This is a genomic window from Martinezella lusitana (assembly GCF_016901135.1).
GTDB lineage: Bacteria > Pseudomonadota > Alphaproteobacteria > Rhizobiales > Rhizobiaceae > Rhizobium > Rhizobium lusitanum_D.
Map to the genome: position 1 here is coordinate 365,955 of NZ_JAFEVL010000020.1, position 18,571 is coordinate 384,525.

Here is an 18,571-nt window from a genome sequence, read left to right on the forward strand (position 1 = left end):
ACTCGCGGCACATGCTAACTCTCCGGCATGCGGATCGCAGCCTTTCAACGTATGGCACTCTTCGACGCCGTCGGGCAGGCGGCGGAAGTTTTGGCGCGCGATCTGGCATGGGCGGAAGCACAAGGCATCGACCTTGCCCTTTTCCCCGAATGCTACCTTCAGGGACACAGCTACAACAAGGCAATTGCCAGGCGGCGCGCCCTCTCTCTCGATGATCCCACCCTGAATGCCTTGGTCGGCCGCTGCGGGTCGGCAAGGACGACCGCGATCATCGGGCTTTTCGAGCGGCGAGGGGAGGCGATCTACAACAGCGCAATCGTCGTAAGAGCAGGCCAGATAATCGGGGTCTATGCCAAGGCGCATCCCCTCGAAAGCGGCTGCACGCCAGGAACGGATTTTCCTATCTGGACGCTGGACGATTGGCGCTTCGGCATCAATATCTGCGCGGATCTCAGATATCCCTACACGGCATCCCGGCTTGCCAGAAAGGGTGCCGGCCTCATCTGCAATCCCGTCAACCTGATGCTTCGCCCGCACAAGGCGGAGATGTGGCATAAACCGGCCATATCGAGCCTGCAAATATGCGCCAAGCATTCGGGATGTTGGGTCATGTCGGCCGACGTCGTCGGCAGCAATGACGATGGTTGGCTGAGCTATGGCAGCTCAGCGATCGTCGATCCGAACGGCGTCGTCGTTGCGAAGGCGAAACCTTACAGCGAGGATGTGCTGGTCTTCGATCTGCCCGATCGACAGCATGATGGCAAATTCGATCAAAAAGCTGATGTCATCGCTACATAATCGCGCAAATCACGCTATCCTTTCATCCATGAGACCAGAACAACTGCTTTATCCAGCGCCCGAGGGATTGTTCTGTCCGATCGGCGGCTTCTATATCGACCCCGTGCAGCCGGTCGAACGGGCGCTGGTCACGCATGGCCATTCCGACCATGCCCGCTCCGGCCATACCCATGTGCTCGCCACGCGCCAGACCCTGGATATCATGCGTATTCGTTACGGCACCGGCTTTGCCGGATCGGAACAGGCGGTTGGCTTCGGCGAGGAAGTGGTGATCAACGAGGTTAAGGTGCACTTCCATCCGGCCGGTCATGTTCTCGGCTCGGCGCAGATCGCCGTGGAAAAGGACGGGCTGCGGATCGTCGTCTCTGGGGATTACAAGCGCCGGCCGGATCCGACCTGCGCCGCCTATGTGCCTGTTCCCTGCGATGTCTTCATCACCGAGGCTACCTTCGGGCTGCCGGTGTTCCACCATCCCGATCCGATGGCGGAGACACAGAAATTTCTGGCTTCCCTTCGCCAATTCCCGGAGCGCACCCATCTGATCGGCGCCTATGCGCTCGGAAAGGCACAGCGCGTCATCCGGCTGTTGCGCGATGCCGGCTACGACAAGCCGATCTATATTCACGGCGCGCTCGAGACCCTGTGCGATTACTACATCAGCCAGGGCATCGCGCTTGGCGAATTGCGGCCGGCAACGGTGGAAAGCCGCGATCAGTCGATCTTCCAGGGCGCCGTCGTCGTCGGCCCGCCTTCGGCTTTTTCCGATCGCTGGGCAAGGCGGTTTCATGATCCGCTGCCGGCCTTTGCCTCCGGCTGGATGCTGGTGCGCCAGCGCGCCAAACAGCTTGGCGTCGAGCTGCCGCTGGTCATATCGGACCATTGCGACTGGCCGGAGCTGACCGAGACGATTTCCGAATTGAAGCCGGGCGAGGTCTGGGTCACCCACGGCCGCGAGGAGGCGCTGGTGCGCTGGTGCGAGCTGCAGGGGGTCGCCGCGAAGCCCCTGCACCTCATCGGCTATGAAGACGAGGGCGATTGATGAAAGCCTTTGCCGATCTTCTCGACCGCCTGGTGCTGACGCCGAGCCGCAATGGCAAGCTGAAGCTGCTGACCGATTATTTCCGCGATACGCCGGACCCCGATCGCGGTTATGGTCTTGCCGCCATCGCCGGCACGCTCGATGTGCGCAATGTCAAGCCCGCGATGCTGCGCGAACTCGTTTTGGAGCGCATGGACGACGTGCTGTTCCGCTATTCCTACGACTATGTCGGCGATCTCGCCGAGACCATCTCGCTGGTCTGGGATAGGGAAAGCGACATCGTCCGCCCGGCTGGCGAGCAGCCCAGGCTCGGCGAGGTCGTCCGCAGCATGAATGCGCTGGGGCGTACCGAGGTGCGCAGCTTTGTCCGCGACCTGCTTGATCGGCTTGATACGTCGGGCCGTTTCGCCTTCCTGAAGCTCGCCACTGGCGCCTTGCGCATCGGCGTATCGGCCCGGCTCGCCAAGCAGGCGCTGGCCGAACTGAGCGGCAAGGACGTGACCGAAATCGAAACGCTGTGGCATGGTCTGCAGCCACCCTATGAGAGCCTGTTCCGATGGCTTGAGGGGCGGGGGGAGCGGCCGGTGCTGGCGACGCCGGCGATCTTCCATTCCGTCATGCTCGCCAATCCGGTCGAGGCAGGCGATCTTGATGGGCTCGACCCGAAAGACTTCGCGGCCGAATGGAAATGGGATGGCATCCGCGTCCAGCTTTCGCGCGCCGGGCCCACGAGCAAGCTTTATTCCCGCTCCGGCGACGATATCTCCGGCGCCTTTCCCGATATCGTCGATGCGATGAGCTTCGAAGGCGTCATGGATGGCGAGCTGCTGATCGGCGGCACGGTGCGCTCCAACAACCCGACGCGCAGCTTTTCAGACCTGCAGCAACGCCTCAACCGCAAGACGGTGACGGCGAAGATGCTGGAGGAATATCCCGCCTTCATCCGCGCCTATGATCTGCTGTTCGACGGCGCGGAGGATGTGCGCGGTCGCGGCTTTCTCGATCGGCGCGAGCGGCTGACCGAAATCGTCGAGGCGGCACCCCATGACCGCTTCGATCTTTCGCCCCTCGTCGATTTCACCTCCTGGGAGGAACTGGAGCGGCTGCGCTCCTCGCCGCCCGATCCGGTGATCGAAGGCGTGATGATCAAGCGTCGCGACAGCGCCTATCTTGCCGGACGGGCCAAGGGACCCTGGTTCAAGTGGAAGCGCGATCCCTACAATGTCGATACCGTGCTGATGTACGCGCAGCGCGGCCATGGCAAGCGTTCCAGCTATTATTCCGATTTCACCTTTGGCGTCTGGTCGATGACGCCGGAGGGCGAGCAACTGGTGCCTGTCGGCAAAGCCTATTTCGGTTTCACCGATGCCGAGCTGGAAGTGCTCGACAAATTCGTGCGCGACAACACGGTCGACCGCTTCGGTCCGGTGCGGGCGGTGCGCGCCGACCGTGATTTCGGTTTCGTTCTCGAAGTCGCCTTCGAGGGGATAAACCGCTCCACCCGTCATAAGTCAGGTGTTGCGATGCGTTTTCCCCGCATCGCCCGGCTTCGGCCCGACAAACCGCCCTACGAGGCGGATCGGCTGGAAAGTTTGGTCGCGCTGATTGACGCGAAGGCTCCCGCTGTTGATGAATAGGTGAGGGCGATTCCTCACCACAATGTGAGTTGGCCTTGCCTTTCAACCCGTGCAATTTCGAACTGCGCCGGGATAATTGGACAGAGCCTATGACCATGTCTGACGACAACACATTCCGTCCCAATCGCCGCGGCGTTCTTGCCGGCCTCGCCGCTGTGCTTTTCGCACCCAACATCGTTCGAGCCGCCGATGACAGCACGACCGGGGCCAAGCCTGCCGATGGCAAGAGCGCCGTCGGCAAGGCCGATGAAAAGGCGGCGGATGCACCGCCGCTGCTATCGGGCGACTACGCCAAGGAACGCCATCTGTTCCGCACGGACCTGATGAGCAAAGGACCCGCTCCCGACATATATGAACCGCTGGTGACGCCATCGACCGCCGACCAGCTTTTCTATCGCAGCGGCGTCGGCAGCGAGTTGGAGCTCGTGGCCTGGGTTTCCCGCTACACGCGCACGCCCAAGCCGAAACCGGCGGTGCTTTTCCTGCATGGCGGCAACGCCATCGGCCAGGGTCATTGGCAGCTGATGAAGCCTTATATCGAGGCCGGCTACGTCGTCATGATCCCCTCGATGCGCGGTGAGAACGGCCAGAAGGGCAATTTCTCCGGCTTTTATGACGAGGTCTCGGATGTGCTGGCCGCGTCCAACCGGCTCAGGCATCTGCCCGGCGTCGACCCGCATCGCATGTTCCTGGCTGGACATAGCGTCGGGGGTACGCTGACGATGCTCGCTGCCATGTCGACCAGGCGCTTCCGCGCGGCCGCGCCGATATCAGGCAATCCGGATGCCTACGCCTTCTTCAGCCGCTATCCGCAGGATATCCGCTTCAATACCAAGAACCCGCGCGAATACGAGATGCGCTCGCCACTCTGCTACGCGCACAGCTTCAAGTGCCCGATGAAGCTGTTCCACGGTACCGAAGAGGCCCACTTCGATTCGCGGCTGGCTCTGCTCGCGAAGCGAGCGACAGCCAGCGGCGTGAAGATGGACATGGCGACGATGCCGGGCAGCCACAACTCCGCGCTGCCGGGCGAGATCGAGCAAAGCATTCAGTTCTTCAAGAACGTGGCCGCCTAAGAGCAATTCCAGGAAAAGTGCGCAGCGCTTACGCCATCAGTCTTTCGATCAGTGCCGTCGCCGCTTCCGCGATCACGGTTCCGGGCGGGAAGATCGCGGAAGCGCCGGCGGCCTCCAGCGCTGCGAAATCCTGGGGCGGGATGACGCCGCCGACGGCGATCAGGACGTTGCCGGCATGACGGCGGGCGAGCGCTTCCTTCAGCTCCGGCACCAACGTCAAATGGCCTGCGGCAAGTGATGATGCGCCGAGGATGTCCACGCCCTCGCGGACGGCGACATCGGCCACTTCCTCCGGCGTCTGGAACATCGCGCCGACGATGACATCGAAGCCGAGATCGGCAAAAGCTGTCGCGATGACCTTCTGGCCGCGATCGTGACCGTCCTGGCCCATCTTGGCGATGAGGATGCGGGGTTTTTCGCCGCGCGCCTTGCGGAAGGCTTCGACCTTGGCGACGGCCTTGTTGAAGGAGGGGTCGGCATCGCCGACTTCCTGGCGATAGACGCCCGAGATGGTCCTGATCTCGGCGACGTGCCGGCCATAGGCCTTTTCCAGTGCCAGCGAGATTTCGCCGACTGTCGCTCTCGCCCGCGCCGCCTTGACGGCGAAGTCGAGCAGATTGCCGGTGCCGTTGCGCGCGGCGTCTGCCAGAGCATCCAAGGCCGTTTCCACGGCGGTCGTCTCGCGCGTGCCCTTCAATTGCTGCAGTTTCGAGAGCTGCCGGGCGCGGACCTCGGAATTGTCCACCTTCAGCACATCGACTTCGATGTCCTTTTCCGGCTTCGAAAAATTGATGCCGACGAGGATTTGATGGCCGCTGTCGATGCGCGCCTGCGTGCGGGCGGCGGCCTCTTCGATCCTGAGCTTCGGAATTCCCTTCTCGATCGCCTTCGCCATGCCGCCGAGCGCCTCTACCTCCTCGATATGGGCAAGGGCCCGGGCTGCAAGGTCATGGGTCAGCCGCTCAACATAGGCCGAACCGCCCCACGGGTCGATGATGCCTGATGTGCCGGATTCCTTCTGCAGCAGGATCTGCGTGTTGCGGGCAATGCGGGCCGAATGATCGGTCGGCAGCGCCAGCGCCTCGTCGAAGGAGTTGGTGTGGAGCGACTGCGTATGCCCCTGCGTCGCCGCCATGGCCTCGACCATGGTGCGGATGATGTTGTTCATCGGGTCCTGCGCCGTCAGCGACCAGCCGGAGGTCTGGCTGTGCGTCCTGAGCGCCAGGGATTTCTGGTCCTTCGGTGCGAAATTCTTCTGCATCAGCGCGGCCCAGATCAACCGTCCCGCGCGCATCTTGGCCACTTCCATGAAGAAGTTCATGCCAACAGCCCAGAAGAAGGAGAGGCGGGGTGCGAAGCTGTCGATATCCATCCCGGCAGCGACCCCGGCTCGCGCATATTCTATGCCGTCGGCGATCGTATAGGCGAGCTCCAGATCCGCGCTCGCACCGGCTTCCTGCATGTGATAGCCGGAAATCGAGATCGAGTTGAACTTCGGCATGCGCTGGCTGGTATAGCTGAAAATATCCGAAACGATCCGCATCGAAGGCTGCGGCGGATAGATATAGGTGTTGCGGACCATGAACTCCTTGAGGATATCGTTCTGGATCGTGCCGGACAGCTTGTCCTCGGAAACGCCCTGCTCCTCCGCCGCGACGATATAGAGCGCCATGACCGGTAGCACAGCGCCGTTCATGGTCATGGAGACGCTCATCTCGTCGAGCGGTATGCCGTCGAAGAGCTGGCGCATGTCGAGGATGGAATCGATCGCGACGCCTGCCATGCCGACATCGCCTGCCACACGCGGATGATCACTGTCATAGCCGCGATGGGTGGCAAGATCAAAGGCGATGGAGAGGCCCTTCTGTCCCGCCGCCAGGTTGCGACGATAGAAGGCATTGGATTCCTCGGCCGTGGAAAAGCCCGCATACTGCCGGATGGTCCAGGGCTGCTGGACATACATGGTCGGATAGGGCCCGCGCAGGAAAGGCGCCGCGCCGGGATGGGTATTGAGGAAATGCAAGCCGGCGAGGTCGCTCTCGCCGTAGCTGCGCTTGACGGCAATACCTTCGGGAGTGTTCCAAGCCGGCGCGCTTGTCGTGCGTGTCTTGGTTTGCGGCTTTGTCCAGGGAATATTGGCGAAGTTGGGAATCCGGGTCATTGAGCCGGTACCTCCGGGGATGCCAAGCCTGCGTGACCCCCCTCTGTCGCTTTCGCGGCATCTTCCCCACAAGGGGGGAGATCGTTAATTCGCGGCGCATTTCTGCCCCGAACAAATATCGAATCTGTTGAGACCAAAGCGGCTGATCCTGTCGGGGGAAGAGGCAAACTCCAGATGATCTCCCCCCTTGTGGGGAAGATGTCACGAAGTGACAGAGGGGGGTGTGCAGCTGCAACGAATTCGGTGGTCGTTCTCATGCCCCCACTCCCTCATCCAGCCGTATCGGCATCAAGCCCATACCACCCACGAGCGCGCCTAACGGCCCCAAGATCGCAATCGGCCGTTCCGTCCTCATCGCAAACAATGTGGTTCCGACGATGGGCTTAGCGATGCGGCTTGCGCGCGCCTCGGCAACCATCGCCGCCAGTCGGCCGCTGGCGATGACGTTCGCCAATCCGCCGTCGCGCTCGATGCCGGCAAAGATCTCCCATGCTTTTTCGGCGAGGGCGTCCGTCAGCGCCTCGATGCCGCCGGCGCCGGCGGCGGGATCGGTGACGTGGTCGAGGTGGCTTTCGGCGATCAGGATCGTCTGCGTGTTGCGCGCCAGGCGCCGCGCCAGCGGATCGGGGATGCCATGCGTCAGGCTGTGCGGCAGCACGGCGATTTCGTCGGCGCCGCCGGTGCCCGCTGCAAAGACCGCTATTGTGTTGCGGAGCGTGTTGATCTCCGGATCGAGCGTTGTGAGCATGCGATAGCTCGTCTCGACGAACAGATGCGCGGGCTTCGGATCGGAAACGCCGCAGGCCTCGGCGATGCGGTTAAAGATCAATCGCGCGGCACGGACCTTGGCCATGGTCGTGAATTGGTTCTGGTCGGCTGAAAGGCAGAGACTTGTTGCGGCCAGAACGGCCTCCGGCGAAAGTCTCACCTCATCCAGCAATCGCAGATGGCCTGCGACGCTTGCCGCCATGACCGCGAGCTCCTGCGCCTCGGTTCCGCCGGCATTGTGGACGGCGCGGCCATCTGCATTGACGATGGTGCCGGGCAGCGTCTGTTCGGACAAACGGCAAATGTCTCTTCCTATGTCGGCACGTTTGTCGCCCATCGAGAAAGCGTCAAGGCCAAGATGCAGCGCCGCGGGCGGGTTGTCTCTCAAGGCAGCGATCAGCGTCTCCGCGGTGTCGGGAGTGAAGCCATCGAGGCGCAGCGAGATATTTTTGCCCGGCATCACCGAGGCAAGCCGGTTGGCGAGCGCCGGCGTCTCCGTGTCGATTCCGGTGCCGACGCCTGAGGCGGAGGTTTTGGAGACGAGGCAAATCCCGCTTGCACCGTTGGCAAGATCGTCATCGAGCTGTTGCAGGGCACGATCCATGTCGGGATCGTCCAGTCGCTGGGTGACCGTCCAGGGGAGATCGGCTCGTCCGCGCAATAGCGGCGCGCAATCACGGCGGCGCTCGTAGAGTGGTTCGATCGCGATGCCGTCATCGGTTTGCGAGACCAGCGTTTCCTGGAAATCCTTGCCCTTCAGCGCCCGTTCCACCAGCTTGAGCCACGCCTTGCGATCGGCTCCGGCGAAGATGTTCGGGTCGAGACTGTCGATATTCATGCCGTCCTCCGTCTCGCAATGGTCTAGCCCATGATGTCGCGAGGGAAAACAGGAGTTTGGTCAATCCGCGCAATATCTTCGCCCTCGACGCCAGCCTCGCTCCAGCCGCGCCGGTCATCATGCCGCCGACCCGACGTGTGTTCCAACTGGTTTTCGATGATGGCCGATCTGCTGCCCGTTTCCCGCCACCTGCTTGCCGCTACCGCTTTGGCGACATTGTCCGCCTGCAGCATCATTCCCGATACGGGTGCGACCGATCCTGATCGGTTCGTGCAGGAAACGTCACCCGTCTTCTATCGGCCCGAAGGCATCGATCCGCAGAGGGTGAAGCGCCTGCCGATACAGCCCGTGCCGCAATCGCGCGATCTTTTCCGCACGCAATTCCATCAGACCTATGGCCTGCCGACCTTCAATCCGGTGCATCAGGCCATGTATGCGCAGCGAGACGAGGACGATTTCACGCTGCCGGCCATCCCCTACAAGCGCATCGATCCGCGCTTCCTGCGACAGGAAGTGGATTACCAGACCAACGAGCGGCCGGGCACGATCGTCGTCGATACAAGAAACCATTTTCTCTATTTCATCGAGCCGGGCGGCAAGGCCATGCGCTATGGCGTCGGTCTAGGTGCTGCGGGATACGCCTGGCATGGCAAGGGCGTGATCCAGTGGAAGCAGAAATGGCCGCGCTGGACGCCGCCCGCCGAGATGGTCGCCCGCGAACCGCAGATGAGGCCACTTTCGGCCGAGCGCGGCGGCATGAATCCAGGCCCGACCAATCCGCTCGGCGCACGTGCGCTCTACATCTATCAGAACGGCAGAGACACGCTTTATCGGGTCCACGGCACGCCTGATTGGCAGTCGATCGGCAAGGCAGCATCCTCCGGCTGCGTGCGCATGCTCAACCAGGACGTGATGGATTTGTACAACCGCGTGCCCGACAAAGCGGAAATCGTCGTTTTGTAGTGGTAATTTACCACAAATTTTCGTGATGTTGCATAAGTGCGATAGCCGTGCTCGGCTGCGCTCTTTAGTTTTGCTCCTGTCTCTGCGAACCTCAGGGTAGCCGAATCAGCTTTTTGTTGCGGGTTCTTGCTTCCCTTCAATAGGAACGATGCTGTCGACATGAGCCTGCCTTCATCCTTTTCCCGACGTAATTTCCTCGCCCTTGCTGGCATCGGCGCTGTTTCGACGCTTGCCGGCTGCGCCTCCACCATCGACAACGGCCCTGTCGTCAGCCCGGTGCAATATACCGGCTCGCCCAGGCCGTTCCGTACCTGGTTCTCCAGCTATGACGGTGAGCAACCGGATCCGGCCGTGATCTATGCGGCCATGGACGATGGCGGCTTCCATCTCCCGGCGATTCCCTACCAGCAGATCGATCCGCGCTTTTATCGCCAGCGCGTCGTCGATCCCACAGGCGAGGCCCCGGGTAGCGTGATCGTCAACACCACCCAGCGCATGCTCTATGTCACTGAGCAGGGCGGCACGGCGATGCGCTACGGGATCGGCGTCGGTCGCGAGGGTTTTGCCTGGCAAGGCCGCGGTATCATCCAGTGGCGCAAGAAATGGCCGCGCTGGAACCCGCCGGACGAAATGGTCGCCCGCCAGCCGGAGCTCGTCAAGTTCTCCATCGCCAATGGCGGCATGGATCCGGGCCTGAAGAACCCGCTCGGCGCGCGCGCCCTCTATATCTTCGAAGACAAGCAGGATTCGCTTTATCGCCTGCACGGCAACCCGGACTGGCGCTCCATCGGCAAGGCCGTTTCCTCCGGCTGTGTCCGTCTGCTGAACCAGGACGTCATCGATCTCTATGATCGCGTGCCGGAACGCGCGCCGATCCTGGTGACGTCTTAACATCGGGTCTTTGTGGTAATAAGGACGCCACGAATGCGGGCGTCCTTCGTTGCCCTCTCTGTCCTACCGAATGGGCGGGCGAGATGACCTAAGGCAGTGGCCGCTCACTCGGCGGTCAGATTGGTCTTCAATTGCTGTAGCCGGTCGCGCAGATTGGCGATTTCGGTCATGTCGCAGCCGGTGGCTTGGCCGATGGCGTCCATGATCGCGCCGACCTGGCATTTCATGCCGGTTCCCTTCTCCGTCAGCGCAATGATCACTTGCCGCTCGTCCTTCGGGTCGCGCGTGCGGCTGATCAGGCCAGCCTGTTCCAGTCGCTTCAACAGGGGCGACAGCGTGCCGGAATCAAGATCCAGCTTCTCGCCGATGGTCTTGACCGACAGGCAGCCCTTTTCCCACAGCACGAGCATGACGAGATATTGCGGATAGGTGAGGCCGACGCGATCGAGGATCGGTTTGTAAGCACGGTTGAAGGCATGTGCGGCGCTGTAGACGGCAAAGCAAAGCTGCCTTTCAAGCCGCTTTTCCTCATCGGGGATCATGCTGTGCCCATTTGCCTTGTCCGTCATTGCTGCTCCGCCATTTTCTTGTTGGGTGCATTGTCACAAATTCACTTTGCAAAATCAAATTGCAAAAATATATGTTGCGCACGATTAAATCGTGATATATACAATCGACATCCAACCCGAAGGAGACATGACATGCCTATTCTCTACACCACCAAAGCTTCCGCCACCGGTGGCCGCGCTGGCCACGCTGTTTCCGAAAACGGCGTCCTCGACGTCACGCTGACTGTGCCGAAGGAACTCGGCGGCGATGGCGCTACCGGCACCAATCCCGAGCAGCTCTTTGCGGCCGGCTATTCCGCCTGCTTCCTCGGCGCTTTGAAATTTGTAGCAGGCCAGCAGAAGGTCAAGATTCCGGAAGACGCAAAGGTGACCGCAACTGTCGGCATCGGCCCGCGCGCAGACGGCGGCGGCTTCGGCATCGAGGTAGCTCTGTCGGTTCACATTCCCGGCATGGACAAGGCCGAGGCTGAGAAGCTCGCCGCCGCCGCCCACATCGTCTGCCCCTATAGCCATGCCATGCGCACGTCGACCGAAGTGCCGGTCACGGTCGCCTAAAACGAAATCCTCTCACGCGGTCGCGTGAAAGGCGGACAAAGCAAAATTGGGAGCGGCGAGCTTTTTGCCTGCCGCTCCTTTTCTTTTGCAAGAAATATGCTATATCTTTTCTCAGGAAAGGATAAGGCGATGACGAAAGCTCAAATAATAGGTCATGCAGCGCCTGGTGAGGCTGTTGTTATCACCAAGGCGGTTGTCAATGCCGCCGAGCGGCTGGGTTTGAATGCGCGCATACTGGCTGCTGTGATCGGCGTTTCCGAGGCGACCGTCTCGCGCATGAAGCGGCAGGATCATCTTCTCGAGCGTGACAGCAAGCCATTCGAGCTTGCCGTGCTTTTCGTTCGCCTCTTTCGCTCGCTCGATGCCATTGTGGGTGGCGATGAGGTGGTGGCGCGCCAATGGCTGCGCAACGGCAATCTCGCCCTTGGCGCCGCGCCGCAAGATAAGATCACCTCCATTTCTGGTTTGACCGATGTCCTTGCCTATCTGGACGCCCGCCGCGCTCTCATCTGAGGCGGGGGCAATTTCCGGCCGTTATTGGCGGCTGGTGGAATCGCAGCATCAGGTCTCGACGCTGAAACTGGTCGATACGCTGGAAGAGCAGGCGCTTCTCGAAAATCTTCTGGAAGAAAGCAAGCCAGTCCTGCCGCCGGAATGTGCCGGGCTCGACTATCTGCTCGCCACGCCCTTTCGCTATGGCGCGATCTATCCGCACGGTTCCCGCTTCCGCCGTGCCGGCCGCACGCTCGGTGTTTTCTACGCCTCCGAACAGGTGGAGACGGCCTTGGCGGAAATGAGCTTCTATCGGCTGCTCTTCTTCCGCGATTCGCCGGACACGCCGCTGCCCACCAATGCTGCGGAATATACCGCCTTTGCCGCGGCCATCGCGACGAAGGAGGCGATCGATCTGACAAGGCCGCCGTTGGATCGCGACCGGCAGCAATGGACCGATCCGGTCAATTACGAGGCATGCCAATCGCTTGCCGAGGCAGCGCGGGCAGGGGGCATCGAGGCGATCCTCTATCGCTCGGTCCGGGATCCGCAAGGCGGCAGAAACATAGCGCTTCTAACCGCCAAGGCCTTCGCGGCGCGCGAACCTGTGGAACGACAGACCTGGCGCATCAGGCTGTCGCGAGCCGGTGTTCAGGCGCTTTGCGAATTTCCCAGGCGCCGTATCGGCTTCGAACGGAAGGATTTTGGCAGCGATCCCCGCCTGGCGGGATAGCGGCTCAGAGCAACACCGCCAGGTCGCGCCGCAATCGGTCGCCATTGCCATCGGGCAGGCGCTCTTCCAAGGCCGCATGCGTTACCTTCCAGATCGGCACGGCGGCCGCGAGCATCGCCCTGCCTGATGGTGTGAGGCTGAGCAGGCGGGCGCGGCGATCCCTCGGATTGGGCATGATATTCACCCATCCGCGCCGCTCCAGCGGCTTCAAGGCCGCCGTCAACGTCGTCTGATCTATTGCAAGCAGTGTCGCGACCGGCCCCATGGGCGCGGGCTCCGGCCTGTTCAAGGACATCATCAGGGAAAACTGCCCGTTGGTGAGCCCGAGCGGCCGCAGCGCCTCGTCGAAACGTCGCGCCAGAGCTCGCGCCGCACGCTGGACATGCAGGCAAAGGCAGGTGTCACGCACCAACAGGGTAGTTTCAAAGGGAATTTCGATCGCGTTTGACATGATTCATTAATATTGATATCAATATATTTGTCAAGATTTGGAACTGGAAAACGCCGGAGGAGGGCGCGAACAATGAACCAGGTCGTTTCCCGAGACGTATGGCTGGAGGCCCGCCGTCAATTGCTTGCCAGCGAGAAGGAGGCAACGCATCTGCGCGATCGCATCAATGCTGAGCGCATGGCCTTGCCTTGGGTGAAGGTCGACAAGGACTATGTTTTTGATACGCCGACCGGCAGGAAATCGCTTGCCGATCTCTTTGATGGCCGCAGCCAGCTGATCGTCTATCACTTCATGCTCGGCCCGGATTGGGAGGCTGGATGCCCCGGCTGCTCCTTCCTTGCGGATCATCTCGATGGAACGCTTGCGCATCTCAACCATCATGACGTTACATTGGTCGTCGTTTCCCGTGCCCCGATCGACAAGGTGGAGGCCTACAAAAAACGGATGGGCTGGAACTTCCCCTGGGTGTCGTCCTTCGCCAACGACTTCAACTTCGATTATCATGTCTCCTTCTCGAAGGAGCAGCTCGCCGGCGACACGGTCTTCTACAATTTCACGCCCATGGATTCGGCTGAAGGCAATGACGAGCTGCCTGGTCTCAGCGCTTTCTATAAGGACGAGGTTGGTAATATCTTCCATACCTATTCAAGCTATGCCCGCGGCCCGGAAGAGTTGATCGGCACGCTGATGATCCTTGATCGCGCACCCAAGGGGCGCAACGAAAGCAGCACGATGAATTTCGTTCGTCGTCACGACGAATATGAGGATGCCGCCAAGGCGCATTCCTGCCACTGAAACACACCAGGACTATGATATTTGTTCATTCCATGGGAACAGGGCTCGAAATATTGTGTTTTGTACTTAGGTAAGACGTAGCGCTTGCTTGCCGGGAAATGAACGAGTCGATTGATCTTTCATCGTTCGGCCGTCACTTTCATCGGCGATGATGTGCTCGCGCTGACAACCGGCTTAAGTCGAGCCGGATGAATGCCACAAACGAACTGGGAGAGATTCGATGGCTGAGAAGGGATATTTTGTCTGGTACGAACTGATGACCACCGACATGGCGGCGGCAGAGGCTTTCTACCGCAAGGTTGTCGGCTGGGACGCGGAGGACGCCGGCATGCCGGATGTCGGCATGGCCTACACGCTGTTCAGCGCCGGTGCGGGTCCCGTCGCCGGATTGATGGTGCTGCCTGAAGAGGCGAAGGCCATGGGGACGCCCCCCTGCTGGACCGGCTATATCGGCGTGCCTAACGTCGATGAGGCCGCCAAGACCATCAGCGCGAAGGGCGGCAAGGTCTACCGCGAGCCGACGGATATTCCGGGCATCGGCCGGTTCGCCGTGGTGGCCGATCCCTATGGAGCCGCTTTCTGCATCTTCACGCCACTGCCCGGGCAGGATTGGGGTCCGTCGGAGCCTGCCGCTGCCGGCTATATCGGCTGGCATGAACTTTATGCCGGCGACGGCCAGAAGGCCTTCGATTTCTATTGCGAGATGTTCGGCTGGGAATCGAGCTCCGACTTCGACATGGGCCCGATGGGCACGTACAAGATCTTCAAGATCGGTGATCGGGACTTCGGCGGCATCATGACCAAGCCGGCGGAAATGCCGGTGCCGGCCTGGAATTTCTACATCAATGTGCCGGCGATCGATGCGGCGATCACGCGTATCAGCGAGGGCGGCGGCGTGATCGTCAACGGCCCGATGGAGGTTCCCGGCGGTAGCTGGATCGTCCAGGCCACCGACCCGCAGGGAGCGTTTTTCTCCCTGGTCGCGCCGATACGGTGATCTCTACCCTCCCCTTGAGGGGGAGGGTCGGCCCAAAGGCCGGGGTGGGGTGATCTCCAAGTTTGCGGCATGTCACCCCCACCCGCGGCTTTGCCGCGACCTCCCACCTCAAGGGGGAGGTGTCGATCTACCGCTTCAAGCTTCCCAGAATCCCCCGGACCAGAGCGCGGCCGACTTGCGTCGCGACCGTACGCGCCATGCTTTTCATCGTTGCTTCCAGGATCGTCTCGCGCTGATAGCCGGAGCGGCCGCGGCCTGCCGGCTTATTGCTGTCTCCGCCGAAGCCGGGGAGTGTCCAGCCATCGCCTGCGCTATCGCTCTGCGGCACGGCTGCCTTGCGGGCACGTTCGGTCAGGATTTCATAGGCGGATTCGCGATCGATCGTCTGGTCGTAGAGGCCGGCGACCGGGCTCGCATGGATGATTGCCTGACGCTCGGCATCGCTCACCGGGCCGATGCGGCCGGATGGCGGGCGGATCAGCGTGCGCTCGACGATCGACGGGGCACCCTTGCCCTCGAGCATCGAAACCAGCGCTTCGCCCGTGCCGAGCATGGTGATGACCTCGGCGCAGTCGAAGGCGGGATTGGGCCGGAATGTCGAGGCTGCGGTCTGCACGGCTTTCTGCTCACGCGGCGAATAGGCGCGCAGCGCATGCTGCACACGGTTGCCGAGCTGCGCCAGCACCGTTTCCGGCACATCGAGCGGGTTCTGCGTCACGAAATAGACGCCGACGCCCTTGGAGCGGATCAGGCGCACCACCTGCTCGACACGCTCGATCAGCACCTTGGGCGCGTCGTTGAAGAGCAGATGCGCCTCATCGAAGAAGAAGACGAGCTTCGGCTTTTCCGGATCGCCGACCTCAGGCAGTTCCTCGAAGAGCTCCGACAGCAGCCAGAGCAGGAAGGTGGCATAGAGGCGCGGGTTCATCATCAGCTTGTCGGCAGCCAGCACCGAGACCTGCCCGTAGCCGTCGTTGCTGACGCGCATGATGTCGGAAATTTTCAGCGCCGGTTCGCCGAAGAAGTTCTCAGCTCCCTGCTGTTCCAGCACGAGAAGCGATCGCTGGAGCGAGCCGACTGACGATTTTGAGATCAGGCCGTATTTGCTGGAAAGCTCGCTGGCGTTTTCGCCCATGTAGTTCAGCAGCGCCTGGAAATCCTTGAGGTCGAGCAGCGCCAGGCCATTTTCATCGGCGATCTTGAAGGCGATGTTGAGCACGCCCTCCTGCGCCTCCGAAGCGTCCATCAGGCGCGCAAGCAGCAGTGGACCCATCTCGGCGATGGTCGTGCGCACGCGGTGGCCCTTCTCGCCGTAGAGATCCCAGAAGATGACCGGGAACTGATCGAATTCATAAGGGGACAGGCCGATCTCCTCGGCTCGCTTCAGCAGGAAATCCTTGGCCTCGCCCTTGACCGCAATGCCGGAGAGGTCGCCCTTGATGTCGGCGCAGAACACAGGCACGCCGGCCTTGGAAAATCCTTCCGCCAGCACCTGCAGCGTCACGGTCTTGCCGGTGCCTGTCGCACCGGTGACGAGGCCGTGGCGATTGCCGAATTTCAGCGTCAGAAATTCGTCCTTGTTGATGCTTTCATCCGGATTGCGGCTGGCGCCGACGAAAATCTGTCCGTCCTGCTGCGGCATGGTGTCGTCTCCCTCTGGGCGGCGGCACAGCAACGTTTAAGGGTTGCCAGGGCCGTTCATCGATTTGTCCTGACACTGTTATAAGAACTGACTTGAACGGGGACAACCATTCGCGTCACGGTTATGCTTCTGGTAGTATAACGAGGTCCGGCGCGGCTTGTGTCGGTTGCCCCGTTCAGTTACGTTGACGTTAACGTCGAAAAGGCAGGAGGCCAAAGTGAACGAAGTTATTGATCAGATCGCAACCAAAGCCGGCATTGCTCCTGATCTCGCAGAGAAGGCCGTTGGCATGATCCTCGGCTTTCTGCAACGCGAGGCTCCCGATGGCCCCGTCACCAAGATGATCGAATCGATCCCCGGCGCTTCTGATCTCGTTGCGCAGTATAACGGCGAAGAAACGTCCGGCGGTGGCCTGCTCGGTGGCCTCCTTAGTGCCGTTGGCGGCGGTGGCGGCCTCATGGCGCTCGGCCAGCAGTTGATGAGCAGCGGCCTCAGCATGGGCGAGATTACCTCGCTCGCCAAGGAAACGATCGCAACCGCCCGCCAGCATGCCGGCGACGAAGTGGTCGACCAGGTCGTCGACTCCGTTCCGGGCTTGCACCAGTTCCTCTGAGGTAGGTAAGGCCTTTCCGGAAAGCTCGGAGAGGCCGGCAGCCAGCGGTGCGCCTCGACTTTTGCGGGCGCTGCAAGCAAGCGATAGTCTAATCTTCATGTCTTCCGGCCTTCGCCATCCCTTGTGAGGCGAGGGCCGTGGCTTTTGGGGAGGTCGCCTCATGTCCGTCAGTGCTATTCCCTCCCTTTTGCCGAGGGGGCCGGGTCATCGTTTCGTCCTGTACGGCGATTCCTGCTCCGGCGTTCCGGGCGCCCTGCATGAAGGGACCTTTGCTGCCGTCAACGCAGTCTTGCGCCGGCTCGATCCGCCGCCGGAATTCATTCTGTTTCCGGGCGACGAGATCATCGGACTGACGGCCGATCCGGAAGTGCTTCGGGCGCAATGGCGGCATTGGCTCGATCATGAAATGGCATGGCTCGACCGGCAGGCGACGCCGCTTTGGCACACCACCGGCAACCACACGACCTATGACGACATGAGCGAGCGGGTGTTCCGCGAGGTGCTGCAGTTGCCGGAAAACGGGCCGCCGGGGCAGGAGGGATTGTCCTATTGGGTCCGCCGCGGCGATCTTCTACTGGTCTTCGTCCATACGCTATGGACCGGCCTCGGCGGCGAGGGACATGTCGAGACGGAATGGCTCGAGGCGACGCTGAGGAAGCATGCCGACATCAGGTACAAGATCGTCCTCGGCCATCATCCGGTCTTCCCGGTCAACGGCTTTTCCGGTGCCTACCAACGCGAAATCGGTCCCGAATATGCCGGGCGATTCTGGGATATTCTCGTGGAAGCCGATGTGCTGGCCTATGTCTGCAGCCATATGCTCGTCTTCGACGTCCAGGTGCATCGCGGCGTCCTGCAGCTCTGCACGGCAGGGGCAGGCACCGCCCATCGGATGCCGGAGGACGTGGAATATCTGCATTGCATCCAGGCTGCACTTGATGCGGACGGGTTTCGCTATCAGGTGCTGGATACCGAGGGCGCGGTTCGCGAGCAGCTGCAATGGCCTTTCAAACCAGCCGGATATTGGCGGAACCTGCCGCCCGGATTGCATGTGGCCGGCTTCAGTGGCTCCAGAGGCTCACACAACATCGTCGAACTGCGGACTACCGGGCTCATGGCGGACAAGGCGCATGCACCGGCGCAAACGCTCTTCTCCGCCTTCGATCCTCAAACCATCGCCCCATTGTGGCTCGGCCTGCGCGGCCCGCATCAGACCTTGACCCTGATCCTCGGCCGCAAACCCGGTCGCAGCCCGCATTATTGGTTCGGCCCCGATCTTGTCCCCGGCCAGCCTTTCGATATCGACATCGCCTTGCATGCCGGCATGGGACCGGGCGGCATGCTCTATCGCATGCACGGCGATCATCGATGGAGCTCGTTCCATGGAGCCTCCGCAACCGGCCTCGAACATATGGTCTGGCCGGCGCAATGGAGCGTGGGACATGGCCAGGGCGGTCCGGCCGATCGCCCTTTCATGGGTCGCGGGCTCGGTGTTCAACTTGGATACGAAGCCTAGCGCCAAACAGACAAGTGCTCGGCTCCCTGCCATTCCT

18 protein-coding genes are annotated in these 18,571 nt (G+C 61.4%); 13 read left to right on the plus strand and 5 right to left on the minus strand.

What is annotated here, in order from left to right:
* The first annotated feature begins 51 nt into the window (after positions 1 to 51).
* The 4 genes from JTP94_RS08925 (at position 52) to JTP94_RS08940 (ending at position 4,550) form a co-directional block, all read left to right on the plus strand.
* Complete coding sequence (locus JTP94_RS08925) at positions 52 to 798, plus strand: carbon-nitrogen hydrolase family protein (RefSeq protein WP_246754731.1); 747 nt, start codon at positions 52 to 54, stop codon at positions 796 to 798.
* Between the two features lie 28 nt (positions 799 to 826).
* Positions 827 to 1,837 (plus strand): ligase-associated DNA damage response exonuclease, encoded by a 1,011-nt coding sequence (locus tag JTP94_RS08930; RefSeq protein WP_204850157.1) that lies wholly within the window; start codon positions 827 to 829, stop codon positions 1,835 to 1,837.
* Positions 1,837 to 3,474 (plus strand): cisplatin damage response ATP-dependent DNA ligase, encoded by a 1,638-nt coding sequence (locus tag JTP94_RS08935; RefSeq protein ID WP_204850158.1) that lies wholly within the window; start codon positions 1,837 to 1,839, stop codon positions 3,472 to 3,474. Before JTP94_RS08930 ends, JTP94_RS08935 begins: the two co-directional genes overlap by 1 nt.
* A gap of 89 nt (positions 3,475 to 3,563) precedes the next feature.
* Positions 3,564 to 4,550, plus strand: coding sequence for a S9 family peptidase (locus JTP94_RS08940; RefSeq protein ID WP_204850159.1), 987 nt, complete (start codon positions 3,564 to 3,566; stop codon positions 4,548 to 4,550).
* Between the two features lie 28 nt (positions 4,551 to 4,578).
* On the opposite strand, the gene scpA is transcribed toward JTP94_RS08940, so the two are convergent.
* Positions 4,579 to 6,711, minus strand: coding sequence for a methylmalonyl-CoA mutase (gene scpA / locus JTP94_RS08945; RefSeq protein WP_204850160.1), 2,133 nt, complete (start codon positions 6,709 to 6,711; stop codon positions 4,579 to 4,581).
* 253 nt (positions 6,712 to 6,964) lie between these two features.
* Positions 6,965 to 8,317 (minus strand): methylmalonyl-CoA mutase family protein, encoded by a 1,353-nt coding sequence (locus tag JTP94_RS08950; protein ID WP_204850161.1) that lies wholly within the window; start codon positions 8,315 to 8,317, stop codon positions 6,965 to 6,967.
* A 159-nt stretch (positions 8,318 to 8,476) separates the two neighbouring features.
* Between JTP94_RS08950 and JTP94_RS08955 the strand changes: the two genes are divergently transcribed.
* Entirely contained in the window at positions 8,477 to 9,280 is an 804-nt protein-coding gene (locus tag JTP94_RS08955; RefSeq protein ID WP_409456596.1) for a L,D-transpeptidase, read from the plus strand.
* A 159-nt stretch (positions 9,281 to 9,439) separates the two neighbouring features.
* Positions 9,440 to 10,171 (plus strand): L,D-transpeptidase, encoded by a 732-nt coding sequence (locus tag JTP94_RS08960; protein ID WP_204850163.1) that lies wholly within the window; start codon positions 9,440 to 9,442, stop codon positions 10,169 to 10,171.
* 104 nt (positions 10,172 to 10,275) lie between these two features.
* Here the strand turns inward: JTP94_RS08960 and JTP94_RS08965 are convergent, their stop codons facing one another.
* Positions 10,276 to 10,740 carry a MarR family winged helix-turn-helix transcriptional regulator gene (locus JTP94_RS08965; protein ID WP_204850164.1) on the minus strand — a complete coding sequence of 155 codons (465 nt, stop codon included), beginning with the start codon at positions 10,738 to 10,740 and terminating at the stop codon, positions 10,276 to 10,278.
* 132 nt (positions 10,741 to 10,872) lie between these two features.
* On the opposite strand from JTP94_RS08965, the gene JTP94_RS08970 reads away from it, so the two are divergent.
* From JTP94_RS08970 to JTP94_RS08980, 3 genes are all read left to right on the plus strand, one after another.
* A complete protein-coding gene (locus JTP94_RS08970; RefSeq protein ID WP_034508055.1) occupies positions 10,873 to 11,295 on the plus strand; it encodes an organic hydroperoxide resistance protein in 423 nt (140 codons plus the stop codon).
* Positions 11,296 to 11,424: 129 nt separating this feature from the next.
* Positions 11,425 to 11,808, plus strand: coding sequence for an MbcA/ParS/Xre antitoxin family protein (locus tag JTP94_RS08975; protein WP_204850165.1), 384 nt, complete (start codon positions 11,425 to 11,427; stop codon positions 11,806 to 11,808).
* Complete coding sequence (locus JTP94_RS08980) at positions 11,768 to 12,520, plus strand: RES family NAD+ phosphorylase (RefSeq protein ID WP_204850166.1); 753 nt, start codon at positions 11,768 to 11,770, stop codon at positions 12,518 to 12,520. The genes JTP94_RS08975 and JTP94_RS08980 overlap by 41 nt, the downstream gene beginning before the upstream one ends.
* Before the next feature lie 4 nt (positions 12,521 to 12,524).
* Here JTP94_RS08980 and JTP94_RS08985 read toward each other — a convergent pair whose 3' ends face one another.
* Positions 12,525 to 12,971, minus strand: coding sequence for a MarR family winged helix-turn-helix transcriptional regulator (locus JTP94_RS08985; protein WP_204850167.1), 447 nt, complete (start codon positions 12,969 to 12,971; stop codon positions 12,525 to 12,527).
* A gap of 72 nt (positions 12,972 to 13,043) precedes the next feature.
* Between JTP94_RS08985 and JTP94_RS08990 the strand changes: the two genes are divergently transcribed.
* A complete protein-coding gene (locus tag JTP94_RS08990) occupies positions 13,044 to 13,766 on the plus strand; it encodes a thioredoxin family protein (RefSeq protein WP_204850168.1) in 723 nt (240 codons plus the stop codon).
* Positions 13,767 to 13,986: 220 nt separating this feature from the next.
* Positions 13,987 to 14,763, plus strand: coding sequence for a VOC family protein (locus tag JTP94_RS08995; RefSeq protein WP_204850169.1), 777 nt, complete (start codon positions 13,987 to 13,989; stop codon positions 14,761 to 14,763).
* Positions 14,764 to 14,890: 127 nt separating this feature from the next.
* On the opposite strand, the gene JTP94_RS09000 is transcribed toward JTP94_RS08995, so the two are convergent.
* Complete coding sequence (locus JTP94_RS09000) at positions 14,891 to 16,405, minus strand: helicase HerA-like C-terminal domain-containing protein (protein WP_204850170.1); 1,515 nt, start codon at positions 16,403 to 16,405, stop codon at positions 14,891 to 14,893.
* A 217-nt stretch (positions 16,406 to 16,622) separates the two neighbouring features.
* On the opposite strand from JTP94_RS09000, the gene JTP94_RS09005 reads away from it, so the two are divergent.
* Both JTP94_RS09005 and JTP94_RS09010 read left to right on the plus strand, forming a co-directional pair.
* Positions 16,623 to 17,018 carry a hypothetical protein gene (locus JTP94_RS09005; RefSeq protein WP_204850171.1) on the plus strand — a complete coding sequence of 132 codons (396 nt, stop codon included), beginning with the start codon at positions 16,623 to 16,625 and terminating at the stop codon, positions 17,016 to 17,018.
* Positions 17,019 to 17,178: 160 nt separating this feature from the next.
* On the plus strand, positions 17,179 to 18,534 hold the full coding sequence (locus tag JTP94_RS09010) for a metallophosphoesterase (protein WP_204850172.1): 1,356 nt from the start codon (positions 17,179 to 17,181) through the stop codon (positions 18,532 to 18,534).
* The last annotated feature ends 37 nt before the right edge of the window (positions 18,535 to 18,571 follow it).